9 protein-coding genes are annotated in these 12,206 nt (G+C 62.7%); 3 read left to right on the top strand and 6 right to left on the bottom strand.

Annotation, left to right across the window (positions count from 1 at the left end):
- Positions 1-93 precede the first annotated feature (93 nt).
- The gene (locus E3T55_RS03805; RefSeq protein ID WP_241992843.1) at positions 94-834 is read right to left on the bottom strand and encodes a hypothetical protein; all 741 of its coding nucleotides are present in this window, start codon (positions 832-834) and stop codon (positions 94-96) included.
- A 152-nt stretch (positions 835-986) separates the two neighbouring features.
- Between E3T55_RS03805 and E3T55_RS03800 the strand changes: the two genes are divergently transcribed.
- From E3T55_RS03800 to E3T55_RS03790, 3 genes are all read left to right on the top strand, one after another.
- A complete protein-coding gene (locus tag E3T55_RS03800) occupies positions 987-4,427 on the top strand; it encodes an nSTAND1 domain-containing NTPase (protein ID WP_166791661.1) in 3,441 nt (1,146 codons plus the stop codon).
- 120 nt (positions 4,428-4,547) lie between these two features.
- The gene (locus E3T55_RS03795; protein ID WP_241992842.1) at positions 4,548-5,048 is read left to right on the top strand and encodes a nucleotidyltransferase domain-containing protein; all 501 of its coding nucleotides are present in this window, start codon (positions 4,548-4,550) and stop codon (positions 5,046-5,048) included.
- A 20-nt stretch (positions 5,049-5,068) separates the two neighbouring features.
- A complete protein-coding gene (locus E3T55_RS03790; RefSeq protein ID WP_241992841.1) occupies positions 5,069-5,377 on the top strand; it encodes a HepT-like ribonuclease domain-containing protein in 309 nt (102 codons plus the stop codon).
- 129 nt (positions 5,378-5,506) lie between these two features.
- On the opposite strand, the gene E3T55_RS03785 is transcribed toward E3T55_RS03790, so the two are convergent.
- From E3T55_RS03785 to nrdH, 5 genes are all read right to left on the bottom strand, one after another.
- Positions 5,507-8,239 carry an HD domain-containing protein gene (locus E3T55_RS03785; RefSeq protein ID WP_134518221.1) on the bottom strand — a complete coding sequence of 911 codons (2,733 nt, stop codon included), beginning with the start codon at positions 8,237-8,239 and terminating at the stop codon, positions 5,507-5,509.
- A 103-nt stretch (positions 8,240-8,342) separates the two neighbouring features.
- Positions 8,343-9,317 (bottom strand): class 1b ribonucleoside-diphosphate reductase subunit beta, encoded by a 975-nt coding sequence (nrdF, locus tag E3T55_RS03780; protein ID WP_134518220.1) that lies wholly within the window; start codon positions 9,315-9,317, stop codon positions 8,343-8,345.
- 47 nt (positions 9,318-9,364) lie between these two features.
- A complete protein-coding gene (gene nrdE / locus E3T55_RS03775; RefSeq protein WP_134518219.1) occupies positions 9,365-11,470 on the bottom strand; it encodes a class 1b ribonucleoside-diphosphate reductase subunit alpha in 2,106 nt (701 codons plus the stop codon).
- Between the two features lie 35 nt (positions 11,471-11,505).
- On the bottom strand, positions 11,506-11,910 hold the full coding sequence (gene nrdI, locus E3T55_RS03770; protein ID WP_134518218.1) for a class Ib ribonucleoside-diphosphate reductase assembly flavoprotein NrdI: 405 nt from the start codon (positions 11,908-11,910) through the stop codon (positions 11,506-11,508).
- 23 nt (positions 11,911-11,933) lie between these two features.
- Positions 11,934-12,167, bottom strand: coding sequence for a glutaredoxin-like protein NrdH (nrdH, locus tag E3T55_RS03765; protein WP_119976465.1), 234 nt, complete (start codon positions 12,165-12,167; stop codon positions 11,934-11,936).
- Between the last annotated feature and the right edge of the window lie 39 nt (positions 12,168-12,206).

The raw sequence follows: 12,206 nt of genomic DNA, 5'->3' as shown, positions 1-12,206 counted from the left end.
GCATCCGCCGCGACCCGCAAACGCCCATCCGTCAGGTTGGAACTCGCACCGCCCAACGACAATTTCCGCTGGCGACGACGACCGGGCCAAGCGTCACTCGTCGGGTCCGACGAACTCGATCGAGTCGAAAATGGCGTGTGCCTCCGTGATCAGCGCCGGATCGATCGAGGGGTCGGATTGACCCAGCTCGATCACGGCGCGTTCGCCGCTCAGGTCGACCACCAGGTAGGTCGCGTGCTCGCCCCTGGTTGTGTAGGCGCGTCCGTTGCAGTCCTCCGCGGAGTCCACGGTGCATAACTTGCCGCCGTCGCAGGCGGTGACGTCGACGTCGCTCTCGGCGGCGTGGTCGAACTCTAAGCCGGAGTAGTCGCCCACCACGACCGTGACGGGAGGGGTGGTTACCGTTGACGCCTGCGCCGTCATCGCAGCGACGAACGCCTCAGCCGTCGGACCGCTCTCGACGGGCGCGCCCTTCCAGGCGCATGCGTCCGCCGGCACAGTGTGGGGGGGCCAAAAAGACAGGAAGACATTCCATTCATCCGGGTGATCCGGGTCGTCCCTGCCCAGTTCCGCGCCGTTGTAGGTCCTCCAGCCGTCTGGGACGGTGATCTCGAAGGGCACCGGGTAGCCGGTCACGAGGTACGTGCCGGCGTCGATGAAGCCCCTCTCCGGGAACGGTGCGATCGTGTCAGCCTCCACGGTCGATGCGGAGGACGGAGGTTCGGTCGCGGTGCACGCGGCGAGGCCGAAGCACGCCAGCACAGCAACGGCAACACCCGCCTGCCGCGAGCGTGTCGCGTGATCGGCGCGGGGGCGGCGAATTGAGTTCCACATGTCATGTCCCTTCGGTCGAAAACGCAGCGCGTTGGCTGCTCACTTCAGTCAAGGACTCGCCGATATCAGCAGGATACCGGCGCCCAGCGGTTCGGTATCGGCCTGATATCAGCCGTCTTGACGGATGTCGGATTCGGACGCACCATGTCGTCATGGAGGTACGAGTTCTTGGATCGCTGACGCTCGACGACGGTCGGATTCCGCTGGCTCCGCGCGATCGTGCGGTGCTGGGTGCGCTCACGGTCCGCCTGGGTGAATCCCTGTCGGTCGAATCCCTCGCGGCGGCGCTCTGGGGCGACGATGTGCCCGCCTCGTGGTCACACGTCATTCCGGGATGCATTATGCGGTTGCGCCGGCTGATCGCGCCGGCGCGGATCGAAACCACCCCGCACGGGTACCGCCTGGCCGCGGAGGGCATCGAGTTCGACGCCGAGCGGTTCGAGCGACTCGTCACGCGGGGCACGCAGCAACTCCAGCTCGGTGAGCCCGAGCGGGCGGCGAACACGTTCTCGGAGGCGCTCGCCCTGTGGCGCGGGGAACCCTACGTCGAACTCCCCGACTGGGAGCCGGCGCAGATCGCGACCGGACGTCTCGAGGAGATGCGGCTCGGGGTCGAGGAGCTGCTGCTCGACGCACGGCTGCAGGCGGGCGACGTTCAGGAGGTCGCCGCATTGGCGCGCGCCCGCGTCGCCGAGGCCCCGCTGCGCGAGCGGCGCTGGGTCGTGCTGAGCGTGGCCCAGTACCGGCAGGGTCGGCAAGCGGATGCGCTCGCCACCGTGCGCCGGGCGCGCGGGCTGCTCGCTGTCGAGCTGGGACTGGATCCGTGTACGGAGCTTGCCGAGCTGGAGCAGGCGATCCTCCGCCAGGATCCCGCGCTGCTGTCTGACCGGGTGTTCCGGGCCGAGAGCCCGGAGTGTCCGTACTTCGGGCTGCCTCCCGCGGGCGTCGGAGACGCCGAACGGTACTTCGGTCGCGAGCAGGAGCTGTCAGTGGCGCTGCGAGAGCTTGAGAGGCACGGCGTGCTGCTCGTCGCCGGCTCATCGGGTGTCGGCAAATCCTCATTCGTGCGGGCCGGGATCGGTGCGGACCTGATCGCCCGCGGCAGGGACGTCGCCATCGTGTCGCCCGGCGAACATCCGCTCGATGCCCTGCGCGATCTCGGACTCCCGGCCGGACAGTCGCTGCTCATCGTCGATCAGTGCGAGCACGCCTTCGCCGCGGCCGACCCCGCCGAGGTGCGGGAGTTCTTCGCCGCCCTGAAGCGCATGGTCTACCGCGGCCTGCTGGTTGTCGCGATCCGCGCCGACCGTCTCGGAGACCTGGCCGATCACGAAGGCTTCGCCGCGATCATCCAGTCACACATGCTCATGCTCACCGGGCTCGGTCCCGACGGACTTCGAGCAGTGATCGAGAAGCCCGCAGAGCAGGCCGGGCTCATCCTGCAGCCGGGCCTCGTCGAGATCCTCGTTCGCGATGCCGATGGGCGAAACCTTCCGCTGCTGTCGCACGCCCTGCGCCAGGTGTGGTCACGCCGTGAGGGCCGTGTCATGACCGTCGACGGGTATCGGGCATCGGGTGAGATCGCTGGCGCCGTCGCGAAAACCGCGGAGGAGGTCATGGCCGAGCTCTCGGCGGAGGGCCAACGGCTGCTGCGCGACATCCTGCTGCGTCTTGTCGAAGCATCCGCAGGCGGTGCGGTCGTCTCTCGTCGGATCGAGCGCACGCGGATCGCGATCGACGACGCCCATGCCAGGATCGTTGATCGGCTGGTGGACGCACGCCTGCTCACGACCGATGAGGAGTCGGTGCAGCTGTCGCACGAAGCACTGGCACGGGAGTGGCCACGCTTGAAGGAGTGGCTCGCGGATGATGTCGAGGGCCAGCGGATCATGCGACACCTGGGTTCCGCGGCCGCCGCCTGGGATGTGATGGGACGGCCCGACAGTGAGCTCTACCGCGGGGGCCGACTGACGGCGGCCGAGCACTGGCGGGATGCGGTCGTTCCCGCACTCACGGCGGTCGAACGAGACTTTCTCGATGCCTCCGCAGCGCATGAGACCGCAGGGCTCGCTGCCGCGCAGAACCAGCTTCGCACGGAGCGCCGCATGGTGCGGCGCCTCTCGTGGGTGTCCGTGGCCGCAGCCGCCCTCGCGATCTGTGCGGTGACGGCGAGCCTCGTTGCCGGTTTCCAGGCGAACCTCGCGGGCGAGCGCGCGACGGTCGCGGAGGCCCGGCGGGTCGCCGGGCTGGCGCTGGAGGAGCCGGACTTCGACCGTGCGCTGCTGCTCGCGGTGGAGGCCATCCACATCTGGGACGATTCCGACACTCGGGGCAACCTCGTGCGCGTCATCTCGCGCGCACCCCGTCTGACGAGCGTGATCCGGATCCCGGAGGAGGGAGTCGCCGCCGTGAGCATGTCGCTTGCCCAGGACGGCACCCGGGCATCGGTGATCGACAGCGACCACGACGTGCGCCTGTTCGATCTGAACGACCGCTCTCAGCTCGGCGAGTACTCCCCCTTCTCGAGGACAGTGCTGACATCGGCTGTCGATCCCGTCTCCGGAGCCGTCGCGTTCAGCGAGATATCCGACCCCTGCAACGACGCGTTCTGTCCGGTCCGGCGCACGGGGACGCTCGATCTCGCAGAGCAGGGCCGCTCCGGCGTGGCAACCCACGAGGGGATGAGCGGGACCGCGATTGACGTCGAGTACTCGGCCGACGGCTCCCTGTTCGCCGCACTCGCGGCGACACAGCAGCCTGAGTCATCGGTGAGCATCGCCTTCCGGCGAAGCGGCGCAAACGCGGCGACCGGCCCGATACTCGTGAATCTCGGCGTGATCAGTTCCGATCCGCCCCCGCCGCCCGATCAGGGCGTGACCGGTCAGGCCTGGTCGGATCAGGCCTTGCCCGGTCCGGTCTGGCAATACAGTGCGGTGAAGTTCTCCCCAGACGGCTCGCGCCTCTACGCCAGCGGGTTCGGACCGACGGTCGTGCTTGACACGGCATCGGGCGCAGAGCTCCATCGCATCCCCGGCACCGGCATTCTCGCCGTCAGTCCGGATGGCCGACGGATCGCCGTGCGCGACGGTGCGCGCGCGGTGCGCATCGTCGACGCCTCAGGGCAAGCAACACCCATCACCGTCTCGCTGTCGTCCTTTCCCACGGCGGCCGATTTCAGCCCAGACGGCCCTCAGCTCGCCATCGCCGCCGGCGACGACCTCGTCGTGGCGAGCACCGCGACCGGCGAGATCGCGGAGACGCTCCGGGATCATGATGGCGAAGTCACCGCAGTCGAGTTCCGGCCGGGCGGCGAGCTCGTGACGGCCGGAGATGACGGCGCGATCATCATGTATGACTTAGGGGACTGGTCGGCGGCCTTTCGCAGCGGGCTACACGTGCAGGACCAGGCACCGGCCGAGCTCGATGACCGCACCGTCGCGCTCGAACAGTCCAACGGGCATTGGCAGCTCGTCTTCGCCGAGCCGGCGGTATGGGAGGAACACGCGTGCGCGATCGCCGGACGGGTCCTGACCCAGCAGGAGTGGGCGGAGTTCGTGGGATCTCGTTCCTACGCCCCGGCCTGCGGGCACTAGCAAGTTCGGGATTCCACTCGCGCCGCCGTGTCCCGGCGGCCTCCACCGCGACCCCGCGCGGGGATGCGCACATCACCGCCGATACTTCCACAAACATCTACAAAACGCTATACTTTCGTCGTGCTCACATCCGCCGCATCCATTCTTTTGCAGGCCCGATTACGGGCCGGTCTCACCCAGGCCCAGCTGGGCGCGAGCGCCGGAGTCACGCAGAGCGTGATCAGCGCCTATGAGGCGGGCAAGCGCGAACCCGCTCTGTCCACGCTTCAGCGTCTCGTGGCCGCTAGCGGGTTCCAGCTCGATCTGGCGCTCACGTCCCACACAATGGCCTCGCCGCACCAGCAGTTGCTCGCCAGCCACAGAGATGAACTGGTGGGCAGGCTCGAAGAGCTCGGCGCGAACAACGTTCGAGTTTTCGGAAGCGTGGCCCGCGGCGAGGATACGAGTGACAGTGACATTGACCTGCTCGTCGACCTTCGCACGGACGTCGGCCTGTTCGGCTTGGCTCAACTACACGCCGAATCCGAGCGTATCTTGGGCGTGCCCGTGGATATCGTCCCGGCCGACAGCCTCAAACCCCGCATAGCCCAGAAAGTGCTGACCGAGGCGAGGCCGCTGTGAGTCGTTCCGACCGAGAACGTGTGAATGACATCCGCGTGGCCTGTCTGGCAATCGCGGACTACCTGAGCCGCACCGATGCCGCAGAGGACCTCATCTTCGATGCCATCCGCATGCGGCTGATCGAAATCGGCGAAGCAACGAAAGATCTGACTCTTCGCACCAGAGAGCTGGAACCCAGCATCCCTTGGGGCGACATCGCGCGGCTGCGTGACCACCTGGCACACCGCTACTTCGACACCACGCACTCAATCCTGAGCACGACCGCCCGGAACGACATTCCAGCCCTGTTTGAAGCCACGGAACGCCTCGCAGCCAGTCTCGCTCGTTGAGAACTGCGGATTCACGGCCCGCGGCCCCGGCCTGGCGACGCGTCGGATTCGATCAATCCCGACTCCAACGAGGGCCCCGAGGATCATCTCATAAGCCTTGGCACCGACGAAACTAGGCTCCTCGGAGTCTTAGTCATCGTCTTCCGTGACAATAGCCTTGCCGATACGAAAAGCGTCAACTTTAACGACTCCACCACCGAAACGGTCCACTTCGACTCGAAAGTCGTCGCCGTTCCCTCGCTCACTTAGACCCTCGACGATCCTCGCAACCTCCAATAGAGGCATTCTCCAAGCCTCGCTCGCACACCGCATCACCTCAGCGAGAGGCTGATGATAGATGCGTTCCCACCACGCAAAGAGATATTCGTCAGCGCTCACCGGATCTTTAACCTCCGGCGCGGGCATATCATTTGGCCGCGTCGCCAAGGCGGAAAGTCCGTAGGACCCTTCTTCAACTATCAGCATGTTCGGACCCACGATGGCAAGCGCATCAGACGTTTCCGGCATGAACATGCGTAAAAGCGTGCCATCGATCTCGTACTCAAGCGGGGGCTCGGTGAACACGAAGATCTCATTGCATCCGGCCAAGAACTGGACCAGCGCCGAACGAGAAAGAAACCCCTCGGTTGAGAAGGCGAGCGGTAGCTCGTCTCCCACCACACCCAAGTTCACCCCCAGCGCAGAGGCGGAGAATAGAACAACTGGCTCGATCTCGAGTTCGTTCAGTGCGGTCACCTGAGCCTTGAACCAAGACTGAAAGGCCTCAAGGGAAATCTGCAAATTGATGGCACTCCGCGCGGCACCCGACGGATTCCCTTCAAGTACTCCGACCACACCGTGCACCGAACGCGGTGATTCCAGCCCGCCAGAATACGAACGTCGAGTTGTCATCCAGTACGTGGCGTCCGCAGTACGGCCGATCACATCAACCGCAATCCTGCCCACCACACGCCCGGTTGTGTCTTCAATCGGACGGACTAAAGCATCAAAAGTACTACGCGCGCGTAAAAAGCTTGGATTGTGCTTGCGAACGAGTGGATTGAGATGATCGAAGAGGTCGCGCCCAGTGTCGGTCAGCCACTGGTCTCCGGAGATTGCGTTCACGAAGTAGGTCTCACCGATTGATCGAACGTCGATTGACTGATCAGAGGTCAACGCAAGAGCTCGGATAATTCCGCACAACAGGGTATTGTCCGGTGCCACATTAAGCGCGGTCCGAGAGAGGATGCCCAAGTTGGACTCCACGCGTTCCTTCAGGGACAATTCAACAATGGTGCCGGGTTCGAGTAATTGTTCTGATCGTGTGCCTGGACGAAGAATCGGTCGCTCGTCAAGCCCGTTCTTGAAGTCCAACACGAACGTTTCGGCCTTGGCTGCTTCGACATGCCGAGTGATCACTCTCACTCGGTCTGCAGCCATGAAGACAGAGAAGAAGCCAATCCCGAACTGTCCTGTCGTTCGATAACCCGAGCTAAGGAGGCCGGGTAGTGCCGTGCGAGTGGCTTCATCGCGCCAACCGCTGACACCGAAGTTGCAGAGTTTTGTCACAACGTCGTCAGCCGACATTCCGACGCCGAAATCTCGGATTAGGAACGTATCACATTCGCTGGATCGGCTTAGGCTGACTTGAACAGCGCGAGCCGCAGTCTCAGGGAAGGCCATTCTGTATGCCCGAGTTGCATCCATAGCGTTGGCGAGTAGTTCCCGAACCGGAACGAGACCGTCAGTTTGCATGCTTCCGTACAGCGCCTCCCCGCCTAGACTCTTGATCACCAGATTCTGGTCGCCAATGTACGGGCGTGCGTCCACAGGCTCCCAACCTTGCGTGCCAACAAAAGCTGCAAATCGTTCCGGAGACTCAGCCCCTGCGGCTGCATGCGCGGCGAGTCGAGGTAAGTGGAGGTCTGCGCAAAGATTATCCACGCGCCGCAACTCGGAATCAATCATTTTAACGGTGTCATACGCCAGCCACCAAGCATCGGAAATTTCAACTCCGAACGCCTCTGACGATGTGAATACTAACCGCTGATCCTCGAGTTGCGGCGTCAAGAGCCGCTCTTGGAATTGCCAATGCGCAAGAGAGGCTCCCTGCGGATTGCGATGCGGTGTCTGCAGCGGATTCGCTCGTCGCGCGTCAATGTGAATGGCGTCCGCGAGGCGTAGAACGCAAGCCAATTTTGTGGCATTGACTGTCCATTCAGGCGGGAAGCCCGGAATAGGACCCAAAATACCGGGCAATTCTTGTGGGAGACGCGAGACGTCGCTCCAATGGCTCTTCGCGATCTTGCCAATGACCTCACCGTAGAAATGCCTCAACTGAGTGTCAGGCAGGAGGTACTCAGGCTGCCCGTTGGACACGTCCCAAGTTTGTGAAAGAATATTTCCTGCTTGTTGAGCGTGTCTTGAACGCAGAAAGATAGTGAGACCTTGTTTAGCCTCAGCCTTCGATATCCCGTCCCAGGTTGCATTCTTCTCGCAGTCTTCAACGATCGAGGCCTGAATGTCTGAAGATCGATCATCGAAGAGACCGGTGAGCAGATCTTTCCATGCCGTCGATTCGATGATCTCGCGAAGCCCGCCCGGGTAGGCAGAGAGACCCATACCAAGATCGTGGATCAAGAAGGCGCCGCCTAAGACAAAGGCCTCGGCAGGGTTTATCGGATAGTCCTCAGGAAGCAGGAGCGAAGCGGTCTCCCACAAGCTGTCGCAATGCGTCAAACTATGATCCGTGTATCCCGGAACGCTGAGTGAGATGTCCGCCGCTATCGGCCCAACGTGATCCCTGAACAACAGGAATGAAGACTTTAAGTGAGCTCGATGAGCCGCGTGTACATCCTCTTTCCTCTCTAGGAAGGACTTCATCCAAAGACTCGACTGATCGAACATATGCCCCCGATAACTCTTCTCAAACGGCCCGATGACACCACAAGCGTTCCTGGTCTCCCACCGGGAACGAAACGACGGCCTAGAAGTCCCAGTCGTCGTCTTCGGTGTTCACGGCCTTGCCGATCACGTACGAGGAGCCCGACCCGCTGAAGAAGTCGTGGTTCTCGTCGGCGTTCGGCGACAGGGCCGACAGAATAGCCGGGTTCACGTCGCAGACGTCCTTCGGGAAGATCGCCTCGTAGCCGAGGTTCATCAGCGCCTTGTTGGCGTTGTAGTGCAGAAACTTCTTGACGTCTTCGGTCAGGCCGACCTCGTCGTAGAGGTCCTGCGTGTACTGCACCTCGTTCTCGTAGAGCTCGAAGACCAGGTTGAAGGCGTAGTCCTTGATCTCGTCGCGGCGTTCCTGCGTCGCCGCCTCGAGGCCCTTCTGAAACTTGTAACCGATGTAGTAGCCGTGCACCGCTTCATCCCGAATGATCAGACGGATGAGGTCGGCCGTGTTGGTCATGCGGGCCCGGCTCGAGAACCACATCGGCAGGTAGAAGCCCGAGTAGAACAGGAACGACTCGAGCAGCACCGAGGCGACCTTGCGCTTGAGCGGGTCGTCGCCCTGGTAGTAGTCCATGACGATCTTGGCTTTGCGCTGCAGGTTTTCGTTCTCGGTCGACCAGCGGAACGCCTCGTCGATGTCCTTCGTGTTACTGAGCGTCGAGAAGATCGACGAGTAGCTCTTGGCGTGCACCGACTCCATGAACGCGATGTTCGTGTACACGGCCTCTTCGTGCGGGGTGATCGAGTCGGGAATGAGCGACACCGCGCCGACCGTGCCCTGGATCGTGTCGAGCAGGGTCAGGCCGGTGAAGACCCGCAGCGTGAGCTGCTGCTCGCCCGGGGTGAGCTGGTTCCAGGACTGGATGTCATTGCTGAGCGGGATCTTCTCGGGCAGCCAGAAGTTGTTGGTCAGCCGGTTCCAGACGTCGACGTCTTTCTCGTCTTCGATCTTGTTCCAGTTGATCGCATCCACGTGCGAGACCAGCTTGAGCTTGTTAGTCATGGGTTTTTCCTTCTAGGCACATCGACAACTGATTTAAGCGCTGGGTATTAAAGGGCGCAGGAGACGCAGCCCTCAACTTCGGTCCCCTCGAGGGCCATCTGGCGCAGACGGATGTAGTAGATCGTCTTGATGCCCTTTTTCCAGGCGTAGATCTGCGCGCGGTTGATGTCACGGGTCGTCGCCGTGTCCTTGAAGAACAGGGTCAGGGAGAGGCCCTGATCGACGTGCTGGGTGGCGGCGGCGTACACGTCGATGACCTTCTCGGCACCGATCTCGTAGGCATCCTGGTAGTAGTCCAGGTTGTCGTTGGTCATGAAGGGCGCCGGGTAGTACACGCGGCCGAGCTTGCCCTCCTTACGAATCTCGATCTTGGCCGCGATCGGGTGAATCGACGCGGTCGAGTTGTTGATGTACGAGATCGACCCGGTCGGCGGCACGGCCTGCAGGTTCTGGTTGTAGATGCCGTGCGCCATGACGGATGCCTTCAGCTCAGCCCAGTCGGCCTGCGTAGGAATGGCGACTCCGGCCTGCGTGAACAGTTCGGCGCCGCGCTCGGTGACGGGCACCCAGGCCCGATCGGTGTACTTGTCGAAGAACGCGCCCGAAGCGTAGGCGGAGTCCTCGAAGCCCTCGAACGCGCGGCCGCGCTCGATGGCGATGCGGTTGGAGGCCTGAATGGCGTGAAACAGCACCGTGTAGAAGTAGATGTTGGTGAAGTCGATGCTCTCTTCGCTGCCGTAGTAAATGCGCTCCCGGGCGAGGTAGCCGTGCAGGTTCATCTGCCCGAGGCCGATGGCGTGCGAGCGGTCGTTGCCGTCTTCGATCGAGCGAACGGATGAGATGTGGCTCTGCTCCGAGACCGCGTTCAGGCCGCGAATGGCCGTGTCAACGGTACGGCCGAGGTTGCCGGAGTCCATGGCGAGGGCAATGTTCATCGACCCGAGGTTGCAGGAGATGTCCTTACCGATCTCGTTGTACGAGAGGTCCTCGTTGTACGTGGTCGGGGTGTTGACCTGAAGAATCTCCGAGCAGAGGTTCGACATGTTGATGCGACCCTTGATCGGGTTCGCCTTGTTGACCGTGTCCTCGAACATGATGTACGGGTAGCCGGACTCGAACTGGATCTCGGCGAGCGTCTGGAAGAAGTCTCTGGCCTTCATCTTCGACTTCTTGATGCGGGAGTCGTTGACCATCTCGTGGTACTTCTCGGTGACCGAGATGTCGGCGAAGGGCACGCCATAAACGCGCTCGACGTCGTAGGGCGAGAACAGGTACATGTCCTCCCCCTTCTTGGCGAGCTCGAAGGTGATGTCGGGGATGACGACGCCGAGGGAGAGCGTCTTGATACGCACCTTCTCGTCGGCGTTCTCGCGCTTGGTGTCGAGAAAGCGCATGATGTCGGGGTGGTGCGCGTGCAGGTACACCGCACCGGCACCCTGACGGGCGCCGAGCTGGTTGGCATAGCTGAAGGAGTCTTCGAGCAGCTTCATGACGGGGATGATTCCGCTGGACTGGTTCTCGATCTGCTTGATCGGGGCGCCGGCCTCGCGAATGTTCGAGAGCAGCAGGGCCACGCCGCCGCCGCGCTTGGAAAGCTGCAGCGAGGAGTTGATGCCGCGGCTGATGGACTCCATGTTGTCTTCGATGCGTAGCAGGAAGCACGAGACGAGTTCGCCGCGCTGGGCCTTGCCGGAGTTGAGGAAGGTCGGGGTCGCGGGCTGGAAGCGGCCGGCCACGATCTCCTCGACGAGGGCGATCGCGAGCTTCTCGTCGCCCTGGGCGAGGCCGAGGGCGCTCATCACGACGCGGTCTTCGAAGCGCTCGAGGTAGCGGTTGCCGTCAAAGGTCTTCAGCGTGTAGGAGGTGTAGTACTTGAACGCGCCCAGGAAGGTCTGAAAGCGGAACTTCTTCGAGTAGGCGAGGTCGTTGAGGCTCGTGATGAACTCGAACGAGTACAGGTCGAGAACGGCCTGCTCGTAGTATTCGTGCTCGACGAGGTAGTCGAGACGTTCGCGCAGGCTGTGGAAGAACACGGTGTTCTGATTGACGTGCTGCAAAAAGAACTCGCGCGCGGCGTCCTTGTCCTTGTCGAACTGGATCTCTCCGTTGGGGCCGTACAGGTTGAGCATGGCATTCAGGGAGTGGTAATCCATTCCCTGGCCCAGGGGCGCTTCCAGCGGAGTCGCTCTTACGGCTGTCGTGTCCAAAATGCTTCCAATCCGTCGTGAACGATGCGTACATCATCCGGTGTTCCAAATACTTCAAAGCGATAGAGGTGGGGCACCTTGCACTTGCTGGCGATGATGTCGCCCGCGAGGCAGTAGGCCTCACCAAAGTTGGTGTTGCCGGCGCCGATGACGCCGCGAATCAGAGACCGGTTGGTCTCGTTGTTCAAAAACTTGATGACCTGCTTCGGCACGGCCCCGGCGTTGTTTCCGCCGCCGTAGGTGGGCAGGCAGAGCACGTAGGGCTCGGTGACCTGCAGGGGTTCATCACGAGCGTGCAGCGGGATGCGCGTGGCCGGGCGGCCCAGCTTCTCGACGAAGCGGGCGGTGTTGCCCGAGGTGCTGGAGAAATAGACGATGTCAGCCATGTGGCGCGGCCCGGGGCCGGGCGCTACGCGAGTCGCGCCGCGAGCTCGTTGATCTTGTCGGGGCGGAAGCCCGACCAGTGGTCTTCGTCGGTGATGACGACGGGGGCCTGCAGGTAGCCGAGCGCCTTGACGGCTTCGAGGGCGTTCTCGTCCACGGACAGGTCCAGAACCTGGTACTCGATGCCCTTGTTGTCGAGCGCGCGATACGTCGCGTTGCACTGCACGCAGGAGGGCTTCGTGTAGACCGTGATTGCCATGGAGATGGCCTCTCTTCTGAGTTGTCGTGGGGTGTCTGT

The sequence above is a fragment of the Cryobacterium frigoriphilum genome (assembly GCF_004403305.1).
Taxonomy (GTDB): Bacteria; Actinomycetota; Actinomycetes; order Actinomycetales; family Microbacteriaceae; genus Cryobacterium; species Cryobacterium frigoriphilum.
This window is presented reverse-complemented; position numbering and strand designations above follow the sequence as displayed.